Here is a 17,889-nt window from a genome sequence, read left to right on the forward strand (position 1 = left end):
AGATGAGCGCGCGTGCGCTGGAACCAACTGCACTATTGAGACTGCGCTATTTAGAACGGCGGGTTCTCTGGCAGTGGTGTGCGGGATTCCCGCAGCTGTCGGAGTAGTGGCGAACGTGCCAGTGAATTCGTGAGCAGTGAATTCGTGGGCAGCGGATGCCGGGGCAGTGGATCGGGTGGTGCGTTGATCCCGACGTATCCGGTGGGGGTGGTCACGGTGACGCTGCCGTCTGGGTCTCGTTTGTACCGGATCTTCGTCAGCGTCTTCAACCGGTGATCGGATGGGCACAGCGGGATCAGGTTGTCTTCGTTGGTGAGGCCGTGGTCTCGAACCCATTCTTTGAGATGGTCGACGTCTGCGGTGACGGCGAGCCGGTTGCAGCCGGTTCGTGCGCAGGTGCCGTATTTCACGGCGAGCCATTCGCGTTGCGCTCTTGTGGGTCGGTAGCGGGTCCGGTCGAAGCTGAGGATCTCGCCGGTGAACGGGTCTGTGCCCACCCGGCGGAACGCCGGGGCATCGATGAAGAGTTGCGCGGCGGTGACGGGGTCGATGGGTCCGTAGCCCTGCAAAACTGCGGGCTGATCGAATGGGACCGGCCAGCCTGCCCGGGCAGCTGGATCGGCGGGGCCGGTGTGCCCGTCGACATCGCCGTGGTCGAGTTGCCCGTCGTGACCCTCACGACCCGAGTTCCCGCCGTGCCCGGAGCGGTCGGCCTGCCCAGCACGGCTGGGCTGCTCGGCGGACTTCGTGCCACCGAGCAGCCCATGGATCGGGACGAACAGCAGCGGTCGCACCTTTGCCGCGGTCGGTGTGCCGTCGCCCGCGAGCCAGCCGGCGAACAGGTCGGTGCGGATCTGCGCCCGGGTACGGCACCGGTCCCTGCCGGTTCCGGCAGCCTTGGCTTCTTCCGCTTCCTTCTTCGCGATCCGCTTGGCGGTGGCATCGAGTCGGGCGTTGATCCGGATGCCGTCCGCGGCGCTGATCACCGCGAAAACCGTGCACATGCCATCGTTGGCCGGCTCAATCACGACCCGGCGGTCAGCCATGGCACGTGCGTGACGGAGCTCAGGGGGCTCTGCGAGAAGGCGTTGCTGCAGGGTGCGGGCTTTGCGTTGGAATGCTTCCGGTGAGAGCTCGGTGACTTTCTGGGCAAGTTCGGTGTCGTAGTGGGCGATGACCTCCGGGTCGGTCAACCCGGTGAGATGGTTGACGGCGGCGCGGGCCTGCGCGTACCCGGTGTGACCGGCCTGGAACAGTGCCCAGAGCTGCGGCAGCGACTCGGCGAGCACCAGTCCTTCGTGGGCCATGGTCCGCACCTGATCGGGCGAGCGACGCAAACGGAGACTCAGGTCGGTGGCCGCGGTCCGTTCGGCCAGGTCCAAAGCGTCGGGCTCACTCATCCCGCCCGGCGTCAAGTAGATGCTGAGGTTGTTACGGGCCAGGCGTATGACCTCGGCCGCCGCCGCGACCTCCACGGCCATCGACCGGGCGGTCGTGGATTGCGCGGTCTCCGCTTTCCGGAGCGCGAGGTTGATCGCGCCGTGCGCGGACTCCGTCCCGGGGCCACCGACGTCACCGACCAGGACCTGGGCCGCAGCCATCTGCTCAGCGACCGCCTCCTCAGTCGTCCGCATTGCCGCCTGCTCTGCGGCTACTTGTTCCGCGGCCTGCTCTGCGGCATCTTCCTCGGCCTGCTGCACGTCCCATTCGAACACCCACCGCGAGAGCTGCTTCTCGGCATGGGACCAATTGAAGTCCACGGGTCCGCGCTGTACCGCAGCGAGCCGAACGACGGTCGCCAGGGCGCGGTCGGCGAAGGAGGACATGGGAAGAGCCGAAGCAGTAAGAACTGAAGCTGCGGAAGTGGAGGCAACGAGAGCTGGAGCAGCGGGAAACGAAGCCGCGGGAAGAGAAGCCGTGGGAAGAGCCGGAGCTGTAGGAACTGACGCTGCGGAAGTGGAAGCAACGGGAACTGAGGCCGCGAGAAGGGATGTCGCGGGAAGGGATGAGACCGAGCGCGTGGAGTGTGAAGTGGCGGGAGTGTTCACCGGCCGTTCGGGGTGTTCCAGCGCTGGATCCATACCCCAATTCTAGATTAAATGTTCGAATAAAGCTAGAGGTTTCCTCATTTAAGTCGTACTGTTGTGCCCATGTATCGTTCACCGCCGGCACCACTGCACACCCCGCCTCGGGCATCAGTTACCGCAGGCCTCACAACGGCGCACGGCACGACCCCCGCCGCCGCAGTCCACACCGCCGCACACCACGGCCGTTCGGCCGTCGAGCACGCTACTTCCAGGCGAATCCCTGCGGCTCAACGGATGCCCACGGCACCGTCAGTTCACCGAGCTTCCAACGATGCGGCGTCCCCTGTACAGGCCAGCCCTGCGCCTTGAGGGCCATCACGGTCGCCACCCAGCGCTGCTTTGGTCCATAGGCGGCGAGCGGCGACTGGTGCTGCCAGTGCCGGTCAAGGTCGACCAGTAGCTGGTGAATCCGTTCCCCTGGCACGTTCCGGTGAATCAGAATCTTCGGCAGCCGCTCTGCCACGATCGACGGGCGTTCGAGGTCGGCGAGCCGCAGCGAGATGGAGAAGCGCACCGGACCGTGGCGTGTGACATCCACCCAGGCAGCGATACGCCCGATCTCGTCGCAGGTGCCGTCAATCAGCACGCCGTGATGCTGCAACCGCGGTGCCAGCATCCGCCAAGCCGGCACCACCTCTGACTCGTCATACTGCCTGAGCACGTTGAGGGCCCTGATGACCGCGGGCTTTCGTCCCTTGGCGAGCGGCACTTCGAAACCGCCGACGGCGAACGAGACACGCGCATCAGGAGCGAATCCGGTCGTGCCTGCACGCACCTCGGCGAGCTGGTCGTTCGCGCCCTTCACCCGAGCTGGGTCGATCTCGAGACCGAGCACGGCGACATCCGCTCGCTTCTTCGCCAGGCGGTGGTGTAATTCGAGGCTGGTCACGGCGCTCGCGCCATAGCCGAGGTCGACAACAAGGGGATCATCGGTGTGACGGAGGACGGGGAGGTGACCAACCCATCGATCGACGCGACGCAAGCGATTCGTGTTCGTTGTGCCGCGCGTAATGGTTCCAACAGGCATACCTCTATTGTCCACTCGCTAGAGTGGATGACATGTCTGCCCCATACACTCTCATTCTTCTTCGTCACGGAAACAGCCTGTGGAACCAGCAGAACCTCTTCACCGGTTGGGTGGATGTAAGGCTCAGCGAACAGGGCATCACCGAGGCCAGGCGTGCCGGCGAATTGCTCGCCGAAGCGCAGATCCTGCCCGATATCGTGCACACTTCTGTACTGACCCGCGCCATCTCGACGGCGAATCTCGCTCTTGAGCAGGCCGACCGCGCCTGGATCGACGTCAAGCGCTCCTGGCGCCTCAACGAGCGTCACTACGGTGCGCTGCAGGGCCTCGACAAGGCAGAGACCCTCGAGAAGTACGGTCCAGAGCAGTTCCAGCTGTGGCGTCGCAGCTTTGACGTGCCGCCGCCCGAGCTCGAAGCGGATGCCAAGTGGTCGCAGGTCGGCGACCCGCGTTACGCCGCACTCGGCGACGCCGTTCCTCGCACCGAATGCCTGAAGGACGTCATCGAGCGGATGCTGCCCTACTGGGAATCCGACATCTCCAGCGACCTGCGCGACGGCAAGACGGTACTTGTCACCGCACACGGCAACTCGCTGCGCGCCCTCGTCAAGCACCTCGACAACATCTCGGACGACGACATCGCTGAGCTCAACATCCCGACCGGCATCCCGCTCGTCTACAAGCTGGGCGAAGACCTCATGCCGCTCGGCCCCGGCGAATACCTCGACCCTGAGGCTGCCGCTGCAGGCGCCGCAGCCGTCGCGGCACAGGGCAAGAAGTAGAACGACCTAGCCCGTAAAGACTCCGCCCGCCTCCCTTCATGGGGAGGTGGGCGGAGTTGTTTGGTGACAGTGCGCCTGGCCTGAGCGGCGCTCGACCTCAGCGAACCTTGCGCCGGTAGATGGAGATAGCCCAGGCGTAGGCGACGATGAGGATGCCAATGAGCCAGGCAAGGGCGATCCAGATGTCGCTGCCGACGGGTTGCTCGGCGAACAGCGCTCTGATGGTGTTCACGATCGAAGTCACGGGCTGGTTCTCGGCGAACCATGCGACCGGCCCTGGCATCGAATCAGTGGGCACGAACGCCGAGCTGATGAACGGCAGGAAGATCAGCGGGTAGCTGAACGCGCTCGCACCGTCAACGGTTTTCGCCGAAAGTCCGGCGATCACGGCGAGCCAGGTCAGCGCGAGGGTGAACAGAATCAGGATGCCGGCGACGGCGAGCCAGGCGCCCACGGAGGCACCGGTGCGGAACCCCATCACGAACGCGACGCCGATGACGACTGCGACCGAGACCAGGTTCGCAACCAGGGAGGTGAGAACGTGCGCCCAGAGCACGCTCGACCGGGCGATCGGCATGGATTGGAAGCGTTCGAAGATACCGCCCTGCATGTCGAGGAACAGTCGGTACGCGGTGTACGCGACCCCCGACGCAATCGTGATGAGCAGGATGCCGGGGAGCATGTAGTTGATGTACGACTCGTCGGATCCCGTGTTGATCGCGCCGCCGAGCACGTACACGAATAGCAGCATCAGGGCGATCGGGGTGACCGCGGTGGTGATGATGGTGTCTGGACTGCGGAGGATGTGACGCAGCGATCGGCCGGTAAGAGTGCCGGTATCGCCGAGGACGTGGGTGGTCATCAGGATTCCTTTCGTGCGGGGACCGTGTCGCCGGCACGTTCGTCGGCGGTCTCGTCTGTCTCGCCGGTGTCACCAACGAGGGCGAGGAAGACCTCCTCAAGGGATGGCTGCTTCTCGACGTATTCGACAGTCGCGGCCGGGAGAAGCTGCTTGAGTTCGGCGAGGGTGCCGTTCTCGATGATCGTGCCCTTGTGCAGGATCGCGATACGGTCGGCCAGCTGCTCGGCCTCGTCGAGGTACTGCGTCGTGAGAAGCACCGTGGTGCCCTGGACGGCGAGTTGTTTGATGGTCTGCCACACCTCGATGCGCGCCTGGGGGTCGAGGCCTGTCGTCGGTTCGTCGAGGAAGATGATCGGCGGATTACCGATCAGGCTCATCGCGATGTCGAGCCTCCGTCGCATGCCGCCCGAGTACGTCGCAGCCTTGCGGCTGCCTGCTTCGGTGAGCGTGAAGCGGGCCAGCAGGTCGTCGGCGATCCCACCCGGGTTCTTCAGATGACGCAGCTTGGCGATCAGCACGAGATTCTCACGACCGGTGAGCACGTCATCGACCGCAGCGAACTGGCCGGTCAGGCTGATCGACTCGCGCACGTCACCGGGATTCACGGTGGTGTCGAAGCCATGGACAGTTGCTGTGCCCGCATCGGGCTTCAGCAGTGTTGACAGGATTCGCACGAGCGTTGTCTTGCCGGCGCCGTTCGAACCGAGCAGCGCGAGAATACTTCCCGCCGCCACGTCGAGGTTGACGCCCCGCAATACATGTATGTCCTTGAACGACTTCTCAATGCCCTGCACCCGGATCGCCGGTTCGAGGGCCTGGTTGATGGTCATAACTGTTCCTCGCGTTCTGCGTCGTCGATTGCCTTATTGAGGCGAGCGCGTTCCTTGTCGATCCACCGCTTGCCGCTGTAGGCCAGTGCGAATGCCTCGGCGAACTCGACCGGGTCGTCGCCGACGATCGCTCGCACCGGGGTGCCGTCGGTCGCGGCCCGCTCCCACAGGTCGGCAAGGTCGCCGATCATCGTCACCATGGTGTCGCCGTCGGTCACATCGCCCGAGTACAAGAGGTAGCGATGCACAGCGTTCGCCGCGGCGGCGTACGGTGCCGGCAGATCATCCATTCGTGCCTTGGCCTGCTTGTACTGCTTTTTCTGCTCGAGCGAGCCGGTGACGGCCTCGATCCATTTCGCAGCCATGGTTACTCTCCTTCTTCGTTCGTACGTTCGATGTGGTGATGGAGCTGTTCGATGCGTTCTGCGAGGAAGCTCCAGGTCCTCCAAAACTCTTCGAGGTACTCGCCGCCCTGCGCGTTCAGCGAATAGACCTTGCGCGGCGGCCCCTTCTCAGACGGGACTTTCTCCACGTCAACGAGGCCGCGCTGCTCGATCCTGACCAGCAGCGCATAGATGGTGCCCTCGACGATGTCGGAGAAGCCCTCGTCGCGCAGCCGTGCCGTGATCTCATAGCCGTATGCAGGTCGCACGGCGAGGATTGCGAGGACGATTCCCTCGAGGGTGCCCTTGAGCATTTCGGTCGCTTGCTTGCCCATGAAACCCTCCCTTCCACTACTCAGTGATGCTGCTATTCAGTGACGCTGCTATTCAGTGATACTGACTACTGGTAGCTAGTTTCACCGAGTAGTGGCGATCGCGCAAGGGGTGAACGAAAAAAATGTGAATGCAATTTCCGCACGCCCTGCCAAACGCACAACGCAAAAACGCGAAAGCGCAGTTCGTGTCGGTTGACCGAAGTCATAACGACAAGAACTGCGCTTTCGCGTAGCGGATGAGAACCCCCGAGCGGAACCGAGCGGAGCCGAGGGGGAGGGGAGTGGCTAGTCGGCGCTGTCCTGGTGCCAGTCACCCGTTGCGAGGTACTGCACCTTCTTTGCGATGGACACCGCGTGGTCGGCGAAGCGCTCGTGGTAGCGGCTGGCGAGGGTGGCGTCGACGGTGTCGGCGGCCTGGCCCTTCCAGGTTTCGCCCAGCACGGCGTCGAACACGCTGAGGTGCAGGGCGTCGACCTTGTCGTCTTCGTTGCGGATGGTCTCGGCGAGCTTCACATCTTCAGACGTGAGCAGCTCGGTGAGCATGGTTGCGATCTCGACATCGAGGGCGCCCATCTTCCTGAACGTGGGGCGCAAGCTCTTCGGGATCACCTTGTCTGGGAACCGGTAACGCGCCAACTGGGCGATGTGGGTCGACATATCGCCCATCCGCTCAAGGGAGGCGCTGATGCGCAGCGCGCTCACCACGATGCGCAGGTCGCGTGCGACCGGCTGCTGGCGGGCAAGGATGGTGATGGCGAGCTCATCGAGCTCAACCGTGAGGTCGTCGATCTTGTCGTCGTCTGCAATGACCTCTTCGGCCAGACCGACGTCAGATTCGTTGAACGCGCGCGTTGCCTTCTCAATGGACACGGCGACCAGGCCGGAGATCTCAACGAGGCGTTCCTGTACCTCGGCGAGCTCCTGCTGAAATACTTCACGCATGCGGGGGTGGTCCTTCCTGGGGCGTGGGCACAGTGGCCCGCAAGACCGACACGGCCTTATGGCTCATGATGCCGACGGCAGATGAACAACAGGTGCCGAAGGCCTGAACACTTACTAAAGTAGCGTGCCTCGCGGGGCGATCGGGCGAAGACTGCCCGTGATGCTCGGTACGCTTGGAAAATGGAATCGACCTGGCTGGTGCTTCTGTCGCTGGCACTCGGGCTCATGGTCGGTGCGGGCTTCGTTACTCTGCTGAGCTTTGCTGCGCGTCAGGGGCAGATGGCGGCTGAAGTCGTGAACCCCGCAGTCCCCGACGGCATTGACCAGGTGCTCGATGCGCTGGAGTCGGCCGGAATCGTTCTCGACCCCTCCAACAACGTCGTCAAAGCTTCGCCTGGGGCGCTCTCGCTCGGCCTGGTCTGGAACCAGCACCTCGTGCACCCAGAACTCACCAAGCTCGCGAGTATCGTGCGAAAGACCGGCGAACCCATCTCAGAAGAACTGGTGCTCACGCGCGGCCCGTTCGGTGACGCCAGCATGCACTTCGGGGTGCGGCTGGCCAGGCTCGGCACCCGTTACGTGCTGCTGCTCGCCGAAGACCGCACAGAAGCGATCAGGCTCGACGAGGTGCGCCGCGACTTCGTGGCGAACATCAGCCACGAGTTGAAGACACCCATCGCATCCGTTGGACTGCTCGCTGAGGCGCTTGACCAGGCAGCGGATGAGCCGCACCAGGTCCGCAGGTTCGCCAACCGGCTCACAACGGAGTCCGGCCGCCTCGCCCGCCTCACCCAGGAGATCATCGAGCTGTCGCGGCTGCAATCCCAGGATGCCCTCGAGCACCCCGAACTGGTCAGTGTCGACAAGGTCGTCGCGCAGGCCGTCGATCAGAACCAAATCGTCGCAGCGGCCAACGACATCACCCTCGCTCTCGGTCGCAAGTCGCACGCGGAGGTGAACGGCGACGAGAAGTTGCTCGTCATGGCCGTGCAGAATCTCGTTGCGAACGCCGTGCACTACTCAGGGGCCGGCTCCCGCGTCGGTATCGGTGTGCGCCGCCATGAAGGCGTCGTCGAGATCGCCGTCACCGATCAGGGGGTCGGTATCCCCGAGGCCGACATCGACCGGGTATTCGAGCGATTCTTCCGAGTCGACCAGGCTCGCTCTCGCCACACAGGCGGCACGGGCCTCGGCCTGTCGATCGTCAAGCACGTCGTACAGAACCACGGCGGCGACGTTCGAGTGTGGTCGCAGGAGGGTCGCGGCTCGACTTTCACCATCAGGCTTCCCGAAGCAACAACGCCAATCCAGGCTACGGCAGGAGAACAACAGTGACCCATATCCTTCTGGTCGAAGACGAGAGTTCGCTCAGCGAACCACTGGCCTTCCTGCTCGAACGTGAAGGCTACGAGGTGACGATCGCCGAGGACGGGCCGAGCGCCATCACGGAGTTCGAGCGAACGGGCGCCGACCTCATCCTGCTCGACCTGATGCTCCCAGGGCTCCCAGGAACAGAGGTGTGCCGCGAGATCCGCACGCGTTCCTGGGTGCCGATCATCATGCTCACGGCCAAGGACTCAGAAGTTGACATCGTCGTTGGGCTGGAACTCGGAGCGGATGACTACGTCACCAAGCCGTACTCAACGCGCGAGTTGCTGGCGCGCATTCGTGCAGCGCTCCGTCGCCGGAACGACCACGTGGAGGAAGACGACTCCGTGCTGGTCGCCGGTACAGTGCGCATGGATCTCGAACGCCACACGGTGGCCGTCTCCGGCGCTGAAGTGGCTATGCCACTGAAGGAATTCGAGCTGCTTGAGCTGTTGCTGCGAAACGCCGGACGCGTGCTCACGCGCGGCCAGCTCATCGACAGGGTGTGGGGCTCCGACTACTTCGGTGACACCAAGACCCTCGACGTGCACATCAAGCGGATCCGCTCACGCATTGAGGCCACCCCGTCTGAACCGACGATGCTCGTCACCGTGCGCGGCCTCGGCTATCGCTTCGAGGCGTAACAAGCCGCCAAGCCGCCAGGCAACAAGAAAGGCCCCACGGATACCGTGGGGCCTTTCCTGTAAACAGTTACGAAACTACGGCACCACAGGGGTGGGAGCCGGCGTCGGTACCAACGTCGAGTATGCATCGAGCGTGCCGTCAAGCACGGGAACCAGCATTTCAACGCCGGTCTCGCTGCCGTACTGCACGAAGACGGGGAACAGGCTTCCCGGTACGGCGTCCACTGCAGAGACAGTGACGGCCGGGCCGTCCGCTCCACCAAGCACGACGGTGCTGCGCGGGTTGATGGTGACGTCGGTGCTCACCTTGGCGCCACCGGCCTCGTACTGAACTTCAAGGCTGTGGGCTGAGTCGCCCTTGTTCACGACGGTGGCCGAGAGAGTTGCGTCGCCCTCGCCGTTCGAGATGAGCAGTGCGTTCCGCACGGCGATGTCTCCAACGTTCGCGCTCACACCATCGCTCGGGTCGTAGTGAATCGTCGTTGCCTGGGGCGCAAGCAGATTGCACGCGCTCGTCCCCAGCAAGATTCCAGCCGCCAGTACGACTGACGTTGCGATACGCGCCCTCACAAGACCTCCAACAATTCAGCACCCGCCGGATGTGGCATGGCGCTGCAGATTTTCGCTTTGAGTTTAGCCTATCGGCAGCGAGGAGGCATTTCGGCGCGGCGAACCCTACCATTACCTGCTGTGGTATCCTAGAAGTCGCCGAAAGGATATTCGTTCATGCTTTTTGAGGTTGGCGAAACCGTTGTATATCCCCACCACGGAGCCGCGACTATCACCGAGGTGAAGACGCGAACCATCAAGGGTGTAGAAAAAGTTTACCTGAAGCTCAACGTCACTCAGGGCGATCTCGTTATCGAAGTCCCCGCCGAAAATGTCGACCTCGTCGGCGTGCGTGACGTTATCGGCCAAGAAGGCCTCGACAAGGTCTTCGAGGTGCTGCGGGCTCCCTTCACAGAAGAGCCCACCAATTGGTCCCGCCGCTACAAGGCGAATCTTGAGAAGCTCGCTTCCGGAGACGTCATCAAGGTGTCTGAGGTCGTCCGCGACCTGTGGCGCCGCGACCAGGACCGCGGCTTGTCAGCCGGTGAGAAGCGGATGCTCGCCAAGGCCCGCCAGATTCTCATCTCCGAACTCGCGTTGGCCGAGAAGACCGACGAAGATGCGGCATCCACTGTTCTCGACGAGGTTCTTGCCTCGTAGTTCACTTTTCGATTTTTCACATTGCGTGAGAAGGCGGCGCCGGCAGGTGCCGCCTTTCGCATGTGCTCAGCTTCGACTCCATTCGCCCCTCACCAGATAGCCTCCTTCCATGACTGAATCGCCCGATCCCGCCGCCAGCGCTGCCGATCTCGCCGACAATGCTGACGTTGCTGTCATCGTCGTCGCCGCGGGCAGCGGCACGCGTCTGGGAGCTGTCGAACCCAAGGCGTTCGCCATGCTCGCCGGTCGGACGCTGCTGCACCACGCGCTCGCAGGCGTGTTCGGTATGCGGACGGCGGCACAGGTGATCGTGGTCGCGCCTACCGAATGGATGACCGTGGCGGCGTCCATCGGAGCGGATGCCGCAGGCGCAGCATCCGCTTATCTCACCGTGGTGGCCGGCGGCCAGACCCGTCAGGAATCTGTTGCGCGAGGGCTGGACGCACTTCGCCCAGGCATCCGCACGGTGCTGGTGCATGACGCCGCTCGCTCGCTCACTCCTGCTGCGTTGTTCGACAGCGTCGTTCGTGCGGTTGAGACGACTGGTCACGGCATCGTGCCAGGACTCGCGGTCGTCGACACGATCAAACGAGTTGACGCAGACGGCACGATTCTCGGCACCGTCGATCGCAGCGAACTCTCCGCGGTGCAGACCCCGCAAGGATTCCCGCGCGACATCCTGGTCGCTGCGACCAACGCCGTCATGACCGACGTGACGGATGACGCGGCGACGGTCGCAGAGGCCGGTCACGCGGTCAGCGTGGTCGCCGGCGACCCGCTCGCCTTCAAGATCACCACGCCGTGGGACCTCAATCGCGCAGAGCAGCTGCTCGCCGCCGTGACCCCTCCCGCTGCCGCACCACGGGTGGGCACCGGCATCGACGTGCACGCCTTCGACGACGAGTCACCGCTGTGGCTTGCCGGCCTGCACTGGCCGGGGGAGCGCGGCCTCTCCGGCCACAGCGACGGCGACGCCGCCAGCCACGCCATCTGCGACGCACTGCTCGCAGCGGCCGGCCTCGGCGACATCGGTGGCATCTTCGGAACAGCGGATGCCCGCTTCGCGGGCGCACACGGTGACGTCTTCCTTGCAGAGACGCTGAAACTCGTGCAGAACGCAGGCTTCCGGGTGGGCAACGTCTCGGTGCAGATCATCGGCAACCGACCCAAGCTCGCGCCCAGGCGCCTCGAAGCTGTGGCGCTGCTCAGCGGCATCCTCTCCGCTCCGGTTTCCGTTTCGGCAACCACGACAGACGCCCTCGGTTTCACCGGCAGGGGAGAGGGCATCGCAGCCATCGCAACAGCGGTACTCATCCCCGTCTTCACAGGCACCCCTCACCTAAACTGGAGGGCGTGACCATGCGACTCTACGACTCGAAGGCCCAGGCCCTCCGTGACTTCATTCCCCTGCAACCCGGCAAAGTCGGTATTTACGTTTGTGGTCCCACCGTGCAGTCGTCCCCGCACATCGGGCATCTGCGGAGCGCCCTGGTCTATGACCAGCTGCGCCGCTGGCTGAGCTACCAGGGCAACGACGTCACCTTCGTACGCAACGTCACCGACATCGACGACAAGATCCTCGTGAACGCCGAGGGCAGCTCAGAGGAATGGTGGGCGCTGGCCTACCGGTATGAACTCGAGTTCACGGCCGGCTACCAGACCCTCGGTGTGCTCGCTCCAACGTACGAGCCGCGGGCGACCGCCAGCATCCAGCAGATGCAGGACATCATCGCCCGGATCATTGAGGCCGGCCACGCGTATGCGGCCCCCGACGGTTCAGGCGACGTTTACTTCGACACCAAGAGCTGGCCGCAGTACGGCGAGCTCACCCGCCAGCAGGCCGACAACATGGAAGCGGCAACGGATGCCGACCCGCGCGGCAAGCGCGATCCTCGCGACTTCGCGCTGTGGAAGGGCCACAAGGCCACGGAGCCCGACTCAGCCGCATGGCCGTCGCCGTGGGGCCTTGGCCGCCCCGGCTGGCACATCGAGTGCTCGGCCATGGCATCGCGATACCTGGGCACCCAGTTCGACATCCACGGTGGCGGACTCGACCTGCGCTTCCCGCACCACGAGAACGAACTCGCCCAGTCGGCCGCTGCCGGCGACGCCTTCGCGAACTACTGGGTGCACAACGGCCTCGTGAACGTCAACGGCCAGAAGATGTCGAAATCGCTCGGCAACTCGATCTTCGCCGCAGAGCTTCTCGACCAGGCTCGCCCCATCGTGGTGCGCTACTACCTCGGCGCCGCGCACTATCGCTCGACGATCGATTTCCATGACGGAGCCCTCACCGAGGCAGAAGCCGCCCTTGAACGGGTGGAGAGCTTCCTCGATCGGGCCGACCGACGACTGTCAGACACCCGGTTCGCCGGCTCTGGCGTCGAGGTCGTGCCTGACGCATTCGCCGCAGCCATGAACGACGACCTGGCCGTTCCGCAGGCCCTGGCCGTGCTGCACGACACCGTGCGGAGCGGCAACGCCGCACTCGACGCCGAAGACCTGCACGCTGCGGCATCCGCTCGCAGCCAGGTCTTGGCCATGAGCGAGGTTCTCGGCATCAACCCGCTGTCACCTGAGTGGGCCGTTGCGACAGATGAACCAGCCATGGTTGCACTCACCGCACTCGTTGAGCGACTGCTCGACGACCGCGAGAGCGCCAGACAAGGCCGTGACTACGCGGCTGCAGACCGTATCCGGGACGAACTCGTCGCCGCCGGAATCACTATCGAAGACACCCCGACGGGTGCCCATTGGAGTTTTGACTGATGAAGAACACAGACCGTAAGGCGCGCACCGGGGCCGTGCGCAAGGGCAGCCGCGGACCGCAGGTCGGTTCTGGCGGCCAGGGCCGACAGGCACTCGAAGGCAAGAAGCCAACCCCCAAGGCCGAAGACCGTCCGTACCACCCCGCTGGCAAGCGCAAGCTCGCCCAGGACCGATACGTGGCGGCCGGCGGCGGACGCAACAGCAGCCGTCCAGACGCCGGCAAGTTCGGTAAGAGCGCACCTCGCGGTGCAAGCACCGGCAACACCGGCGGCGGCGGCTCTTCAACGAGGCGTGCCAAGCAGATCGACGAGCACGAAGTCGTCACCGGTCGCAACTCGGTGGTTGAGGCGCTGCGCGCCAATATCCCCGCGTCAACGTTGTACGTTGCCACGCGCATCGAAATGGATGATCGCGTCAAGGAAGTCCTCAAGATGGCGACCAGCCGCAACATCCCGATCCTCGAGGTGATGCGTCCTGAGCTCGACCGCCTCGCCGGCCGTGACTCCGTGCACCAGGGCCTCGCGCTCAAGGTTCCTGCCTACGAGTACGCGAACGCGCTCGAGCTGCTTGAGCTCACGATCAGCCGCGGCCACAAGCCGCTCTTCGTCGCGCTCGACGGCATCACTGACCCGCGCAACCTGGGTGCGATCATCCGCTCGACCGCCGCATTCGGTGGCCACGGCGTCATCGTGCCGCAGCGTCGCTCCGTCGGTGTCACTGCGTCGGCGTGGAAGACCTCTGCCGGCGCTGCTGCACACCTGCCCGTCGCGATGGCGACCAACCTCACGGCGACGCTCAAGGCGCTCAAGGAGCGCGGTGTGTTCGTGCTCGGCCTCGACGGCGACGGCGACGTGTCGCTGCCCGGCCTCGCACTGGCTGACCGTCCCGTCGTCATCGTCGTCGGCAGCGAGGGCAAGGGCCTGTCCCGCCTCGTTGCAGAGACCTGCGACGCCATCGTGTCGATCCCGATCAGCGCCGGCACCGAATCGCTGAACGCCGGTATCGCGGCCAGCGTCACGCTGTACGAGATCTCGCGCCTCCGCGCGGAAGCGAAGACGGCGAAGGCCGCCACGAAGGCAGCCAAGTCTGCTGCGTCGGCTGTCACCTCGGACTAACAGCTGTGTGCAAGTGCTCGGCCAACATGCGCCGAGCACTTGCCAGGCTGGATTCTTCACGGCCTGAGCCACGATCTCGTCCGCCGTCGTGTCGTCACATGTACCGGCTAGGGTCGGATCATGGATCTGACGAGTGATTTGGTCGACCGATGGGTCGAGGGTTGGGGCGACTCTCGTGGGATGTCTCGCGAGCGTTTCGGACGCGGTTGGCTTGTCGAGGTGGCTGCCGAGACCCGTTCACAGGAATACATCATTGCCTCTCCCTCCCTTGAGGAAGTTCGCCAATTTGCGGCAGCGACAGCCCGCCCAGACGTGTGGCTAACGGTCGTCGGTGCCCCGGGAGCGGATGCCCTCACAGCGCTGTCTATCCTCGACGCTGTGACGCACGAGGAAATGATGATGGCGTCCACTGTTGTGCGCACTGCAATGCCGGAGAAGATTCGCATCGAGGCAGACGGGCCGGTCGCACGCGCCCATATCGAGTTGGATGGTGAAATTGCTGCCAGCGGACAAGCCGCAGTGCGCGGAACTGACGTCATTTTCGACCGTATAGAGACGACACCGCGTTTCAGACGCCGCGGTCTCGGCCGTCTCATCATGACAGGGCTTACGTCCTGGGCTGCAGACAGGGACGCGAAGACGGGCCTGCTTGTAGCGAGTGCTGACGGGCGCCATCTCTACGACAACCTTGGTTGGCTTGACGTCACCCCCATCGCAACGTTCCGCGGCCCCAAGCGGCAAATGACGTAATATCCGCAGTGCGTCGTCGATCAGACGTTGAGGCGCCAGTCTTCTGCGTCATCGTCCTCTGCATCCGCCGCTGCCCCGCTCGTCGTCGGAATCGGCAGGGTGATCGAGCCGGTCGGCGGGTCGATCACTGTCGCCTCATCGCGACGGTGGCGCAGGACGTCCTGCACGTACGACGTGACGGCTTCGGCCAGCGGGATGTCGTGTCCCTGGTTCTGCGCCATGTACCAGCGGTGGTCGAGCAGCTGGTGGAAGACCTCTGCCGGCTCGAGCTTGCCCTTGAGCTCGCGGGGGATAGCGCGCACAACGGGCTCGAACACGCGCACGAGCCACTCGTGGGCGACCATCTCCTCATCGGCATCCGCTTCGCCGTACGCGGCGCGGTAGGAGTCCATGTCGTTGAGCAGGCGCCTGGCCTGGTTCTCTTCGGCGTCGAGGCCTGTGAGACGCAGCAGGCGGCGCTGGTGGTGCCCGGCGTCGACGACCTTCGGCTGGATGCGAACGGTCGTTCCGGTGTCATCCGTTTTGATGGCGAGCTCTTCGATGTCGAAGCCGAGGTTGTTGAGGCGGTCGACGCGCTCTGAGATGCGCCAGCGCTCAGAGCTGGAGAACGACTCAGAGCCGGTCAGTTCCGTCCAGAGCAGGCGGTAGGCGGCGACGATGCCGTTGCTGACGCGGATGGGGTCGAGCTCGTCTGCGACACGGCCGCCGGCTTCGAGGTCCATCAGTTCGCCGGCGATGTTCACCCTGGCGATTTCGAGGTCGTTCTCCCGCTGGCCATTGGAGAGGCCGCCCGTGTAGAGCTGGCCGGTCTCCGCGTCGACGAGGTAGGCGGCGAACGCACCGGCGTCACGCCTGAACAGCGTATTCGATAGTGAGACGTCGCCCCAGAACAGGCCGACCATGTGCACGCGCACGAGCAGCACCGCGAGTGCGTCTACGAGGCGCGTGGCAGTGTCAGGCCGAAGCGTCTGCGAGTAGAGCGCGCGGTACGGAAGCGAGAACTTCAGGTGGCGCGTGACGAGCACGGCCTTCAACGGTTCGCCATCTTCGTCCGTGCGGTTCGTGATGACGGCGACCGGTTCAACGCACGGGATCTCAAGGCTCTGCAGCTTGCGCAGCATGTCGTACTCGCCCTTGGCCATCTCGCTGGTCGTTTCCTTGATGGCAACGACGTGACCGCTGAGGTGTGCAAAGCGCACCAGGTGCCGGGAGATTCCCTTCGGCAAAGACGCGATGTTCTGGTTGGGCCAGGCGTCGAGCGGCAGGTGCCACGGCAGGTCAAGCAGGGCAGGATCGACCGTTGCCGAGATGATGTTAAGGGAGCCACTCATGGAATCGAGCCTAGCGGGACTGCCGGTGAGCTAATGCCGCACGGCCAGCGGTTAACGACGAAGGCCGGATGAAGCATTCGCTTCATCCGGCCTTCGAGTAATGCTGGTGCTTAGTCGGTGACGGCGCCGCCGAGACGGAGGCCGCTTTCGGCGTCGAACACGTGCAGGTGGTTCGGCGTCGGGGTCAGGAAGACCGTGTCGCCGGCCGACGGGTGCGAGCGGCCATCGACGCGAGCGACGATGTCGGTGCGCTTGCCGTCAACGGTGGAGTGACCGTAGAGGTAACCGTCAGCACCGAGCTCTTCGACGAGGTCGACAGCAACTTCGAGGCCTTCGCCCGATGCGGTTGCAACGTGGATGTCTTCCGGACGCACACCGATCGTGACCTGGTTGCCCGATGCGGATGCGAGGGTGTCGCGCAGCACGGGAACGGTGGCGGTTCCGAAGCGGATGCCGCCGTCGACGACGTCAGCCTGGAACAGGTTCATGGCAGGGCTGCCGATGAAGCCGGCAACGAAGACGTTCTCCGGCTTTGCGTACAGGTCGCGCGGGGTGCCGACCTGCTGCAGGACGCCGTCCTTCAGCACTGCGATGCGGTCACCCATGGTGAGCGCCTCAGTCTGGTCGTGCGTGACGTAAACGGTGGTGACACCGAGGCGGCGCGTGAGCGACGCGATCTGGGTGCGGGTCTGGACGCGGAGCTTGGCGTCGAGGTTCGACAGCGGCTCGTCCATGAGGAAGACCTGGGGGCTACGCACGATGGCGCGACCCATGGCAACGCGCTGACGCTGTCCACCGGAGAGGGCCTTCGGCTTGCGGCCGAGGTACGGTTCGAGGTCGAGCAGCTTGGCAGCTTCGAGAACGCGGGCTGCACGCTCGTCCTTGTTGATGCCGGCGATCTTGAGCGCGAAGCCCATGTTCTCAGCAACCGTCATGTGCGGGTACAGCGCGTAGTTCTGGAAGACCATGGCGATGTCGCGGTCCTTCGGGGGAACATCCGTCACGTTGCGCTCACCGATGAAGATGTTGCCATCGTTGACTTCTTCAAGGCCGGCGAGCATGCGGAGCGACGTTGACTTACCGCAACCGGAGGGGCCGACAAGTACGAGGAATTCGCCGTCAGCGACCTGCAGGTCAAGCTGATCGACGGCCGGGCGGGTGGAGCCCGGGTAAAGGCGAGTTGCCTTATCAAAGGTCACTGAAGCCATGACGATATTCTCCTTCACCGGCAGGTACGTGCCGGACGATCCGTTGTGAATGGGGTTTATGCCGATGAGGGACCGGTTACCCCGTCCAATCATCGGTCTTAGTATTGCATGTCTAACGGATGCGATGACGCTCCATATTCACGCAACGGTCGTTCACCATTCACGCAACGGTCGTTCACTGTCGAATGATCGCTCATCGCGCCCAGTAAACGTTTGGCCGTTTCCCAGACTGCCGTCCTACTATCTT

At 64.1% G+C, this 17,889-nt stretch carries 18 protein-coding genes; 8 read left to right on the forward strand and 10 right to left on the reverse strand.

Annotated elements, in window-relative coordinates:
- Window positions 1–50: 50 nt before the first annotated feature.
- Both AC25Y4_RS12465 and AC25Y4_RS12470 read right to left on the reverse strand, forming a co-directional pair.
- Window positions 51–1,826, reverse strand: a complete 1,776-nt coding sequence (locus AC25Y4_RS12465) for an HNH endonuclease signature motif containing protein (protein WP_488120737.1) — start codon at window positions 1,824–1,826, stop codon at window positions 51–53.
- A 463-nt stretch (window positions 1,827–2,289) separates the two neighbouring features.
- Window positions 2,290–3,114, reverse strand: a complete 825-nt coding sequence (locus tag AC25Y4_RS12470) for a class I SAM-dependent methyltransferase (protein WP_488120738.1) — start codon at window positions 3,112–3,114, stop codon at window positions 2,290–2,292.
- A gap of 32 nt (window positions 3,115–3,146) precedes the next feature.
- On the opposite strand from AC25Y4_RS12470, the gene AC25Y4_RS12475 reads away from it, so the two are divergent.
- Window positions 3,147–3,896 (forward strand): phosphoglyceromutase, encoded by a 750-nt coding sequence (locus AC25Y4_RS12475; RefSeq protein WP_488120739.1) that lies wholly within the window; start codon window positions 3,147–3,149, stop codon window positions 3,894–3,896.
- 97 nt (window positions 3,897–3,993) lie between these two features.
- On the opposite strand, the gene AC25Y4_RS12480 is transcribed toward AC25Y4_RS12475, so the two are convergent.
- From AC25Y4_RS12480 to phoU, 5 genes are all read right to left on the reverse strand, one after another.
- Window positions 3,994–4,758 (reverse strand): ABC transporter permease, encoded by a 765-nt coding sequence (locus AC25Y4_RS12480; protein ID WP_488120740.1) that lies wholly within the window; start codon window positions 4,756–4,758, stop codon window positions 3,994–3,996.
- Entirely contained in the window at window positions 4,758–5,588 is an 831-nt protein-coding gene (locus AC25Y4_RS12485) for an ABC transporter ATP-binding protein (protein WP_488120741.1), read from the reverse strand. The genes AC25Y4_RS12480 and AC25Y4_RS12485 overlap by 1 nt, the downstream gene beginning before the upstream one ends.
- Window positions 5,585–5,953 carry a DUF1048 domain-containing protein gene (locus tag AC25Y4_RS12490; protein ID WP_488120742.1) on the reverse strand — a complete coding sequence of 123 codons (369 nt, stop codon included), beginning with the start codon at window positions 5,951–5,953 and terminating at the stop codon, window positions 5,585–5,587. Before AC25Y4_RS12490 ends, AC25Y4_RS12485 begins: the two co-directional genes overlap by 4 nt.
- Before the next feature lie 2 nt (window positions 5,954–5,955).
- Complete coding sequence (locus AC25Y4_RS12495; RefSeq protein WP_488120743.1) at window positions 5,956–6,306, reverse strand: PadR family transcriptional regulator; 351 nt, start codon at window positions 6,304–6,306, stop codon at window positions 5,956–5,958.
- Between the two features lie 285 nt (window positions 6,307–6,591).
- Window positions 6,592–7,248 carry a phosphate signaling complex protein PhoU gene (phoU, locus tag AC25Y4_RS12500; protein ID WP_488120744.1) on the reverse strand — a complete coding sequence of 219 codons (657 nt, stop codon included), beginning with the start codon at window positions 7,246–7,248 and terminating at the stop codon, window positions 6,592–6,594.
- A gap of 180 nt (window positions 7,249–7,428) precedes the next feature.
- On the opposite strand from phoU, the gene AC25Y4_RS12505 reads away from it, so the two are divergent.
- Window positions 7,429–8,583, forward strand: coding sequence for a sensor histidine kinase (locus tag AC25Y4_RS12505; protein WP_488120745.1), 1,155 nt, complete (start codon window positions 7,429–7,431; stop codon window positions 8,581–8,583).
- On the forward strand, window positions 8,580–9,260 hold the full coding sequence (locus AC25Y4_RS12510; protein ID WP_488120746.1) for a response regulator: 681 nt from the start codon (window positions 8,580–8,582) through the stop codon (window positions 9,258–9,260). Before AC25Y4_RS12505 ends, AC25Y4_RS12510 begins: the two co-directional genes overlap by 4 nt.
- 75 nt (window positions 9,261–9,335) lie before the next feature.
- Here AC25Y4_RS12510 and AC25Y4_RS12515 read toward each other — a convergent pair whose 3' ends face one another.
- The gene (locus tag AC25Y4_RS12515; protein WP_488120747.1) at window positions 9,336–9,830 is read right to left on the reverse strand and encodes a hypothetical protein; all 495 of its coding nucleotides are present in this window, start codon (window positions 9,828–9,830) and stop codon (window positions 9,336–9,338) included.
- Between the two features lie 156 nt (window positions 9,831–9,986).
- On the opposite strand from AC25Y4_RS12515, the gene AC25Y4_RS12520 reads away from it, so the two are divergent.
- The 5 genes from AC25Y4_RS12520 to AC25Y4_RS12540 all read left to right on the forward strand — a co-directional run bounded on the left by AC25Y4_RS12520 (window position 9,987) and on the right by AC25Y4_RS12540 (window position 15,103).
- Window positions 9,987–10,469, forward strand: coding sequence for a CarD family transcriptional regulator (locus AC25Y4_RS12520; protein ID WP_488120748.1), 483 nt, complete (start codon window positions 9,987–9,989; stop codon window positions 10,467–10,469).
- Window positions 10,470–10,578: 109 nt separating this feature from the next.
- Entirely contained in the window at window positions 10,579–11,826 is a 1,248-nt protein-coding gene (gene ispD / locus AC25Y4_RS12525) for a 2-C-methyl-D-erythritol 4-phosphate cytidylyltransferase (RefSeq protein ID WP_488120749.1), read from the forward strand.
- Complete coding sequence (cysS, locus tag AC25Y4_RS12530; protein WP_488120750.1) at window positions 11,823–13,238, forward strand: cysteine--tRNA ligase; 1,416 nt, start codon at window positions 11,823–11,825, stop codon at window positions 13,236–13,238. The genes ispD and cysS overlap by 4 nt, the downstream gene beginning before the upstream one ends.
- Complete coding sequence (gene rlmB, locus AC25Y4_RS12535; RefSeq protein WP_488120751.1) at window positions 13,238–14,353, forward strand: 23S rRNA (guanosine(2251)-2'-O)-methyltransferase RlmB; 1,116 nt, start codon at window positions 13,238–13,240, stop codon at window positions 14,351–14,353. The genes cysS and rlmB overlap by 1 nt, the downstream gene beginning before the upstream one ends.
- Window positions 14,354–14,473: 120 nt before the next feature.
- Entirely contained in the window at window positions 14,474–15,103 is a 630-nt protein-coding gene (locus AC25Y4_RS12540) for a GNAT family N-acetyltransferase (protein WP_488120752.1), read from the forward strand.
- Window positions 15,104–15,123: 20 nt separating this feature from the next.
- Here AC25Y4_RS12540 and AC25Y4_RS12545 read toward each other — a convergent pair whose 3' ends face one another.
- Together AC25Y4_RS12545 and AC25Y4_RS12550 are read right to left on the reverse strand one after the other, a co-directional pair.
- Complete coding sequence (locus tag AC25Y4_RS12545) at window positions 15,124–16,434, reverse strand: DUF4032 domain-containing protein (RefSeq protein ID WP_488120753.1); 1,311 nt, start codon at window positions 16,432–16,434, stop codon at window positions 15,124–15,126.
- A 110-nt stretch (window positions 16,435–16,544) separates the two neighbouring features.
- Complete coding sequence (locus AC25Y4_RS12550) at window positions 16,545–17,642, reverse strand: ABC transporter ATP-binding protein (RefSeq protein WP_488120754.1); 1,098 nt, start codon at window positions 17,640–17,642, stop codon at window positions 16,545–16,547.
- Between the last annotated feature and the right edge of the window lie 247 nt (window positions 17,643–17,889).

The sequence above is a fragment of the Leifsonia sp. Y878 genome (assembly GCF_057669685.1).

Excerpts from the sequence above, each read along its gene's own strand:
- AC25Y4_RS12540 (WP_488120752.1), top strand. The coding sequence starts at position 14,474 with ATGGATCTGACGAGTGATTTGGTCGACCGATGGGTCGAGGGTTGGGGC.
- AC25Y4_RS12470 (WP_488120738.1), bottom strand. The coding sequence starts at position 3,114 with ATGCCTGTTGGAACCATTACGCGCGGCACAACGAACACGAATCGCTTG.
- rlmB (WP_488120751.1), top strand. The coding sequence starts at position 13,238 with ATGAAGAACACAGACCGTAAGGCGCGCACCGGGGCCGTGCGCAAGGGC.
- AC25Y4_RS12495 (WP_488120743.1), bottom strand. The coding sequence starts at position 6,306 with ATGGGCAAGCAAGCGACCGAAATGCTCAAGGGCACCCTCGAGGGAATC.
- AC25Y4_RS12545 (WP_488120753.1), bottom strand. The coding sequence starts at position 16,434 with ATGAGTGGCTCCCTTAACATCATCTCGGCAACGGTCGATCCTGCCCTG.
- AC25Y4_RS12505 (WP_488120745.1), top strand. The coding sequence starts at position 7,429 with ATGGAATCGACCTGGCTGGTGCTTCTGTCGCTGGCACTCGGGCTCATG.
- AC25Y4_RS12465 (WP_488120737.1), bottom strand. The coding sequence starts at position 1,826 with ATGTCCTCCTTCGCCGACCGCGCCCTGGCGACCGTCGTTCGGCTCGCT.
- AC25Y4_RS12520 (WP_488120748.1), top strand. The coding sequence starts at position 9,987 with ATGCTTTTTGAGGTTGGCGAAACCGTTGTATATCCCCACCACGGAGCC.
- AC25Y4_RS12490 (WP_488120742.1), bottom strand. The coding sequence starts at position 5,953 with ATGGCTGCGAAATGGATCGAGGCCGTCACCGGCTCGCTCGAGCAGAAA.
- AC25Y4_RS12480 (WP_488120740.1), bottom strand. The coding sequence starts at position 4,758 with ATGACCACCCACGTCCTCGGCGATACCGGCACTCTTACCGGCCGATCG.
- phoU (WP_488120744.1), bottom strand. The coding sequence starts at position 7,248 with ATGCGTGAAGTATTTCAGCAGGAGCTCGCCGAGGTACAGGAACGCCTC.
- AC25Y4_RS12550 (WP_488120754.1), bottom strand. The coding sequence starts at position 17,642 with ATGGCTTCAGTGACCTTTGATAAGGCAACTCGCCTTTACCCGGGCTCC.
- AC25Y4_RS12485 (WP_488120741.1), bottom strand. The coding sequence starts at position 5,588 with ATGACCATCAACCAGGCCCTCGAACCGGCGATCCGGGTGCAGGGCATT.
- ispD (WP_488120749.1), top strand. The coding sequence starts at position 10,579 with ATGACTGAATCGCCCGATCCCGCCGCCAGCGCTGCCGATCTCGCCGAC.
- AC25Y4_RS12475 (WP_488120739.1), top strand. The coding sequence starts at position 3,147 with ATGTCTGCCCCATACACTCTCATTCTTCTTCGTCACGGAAACAGCCTG.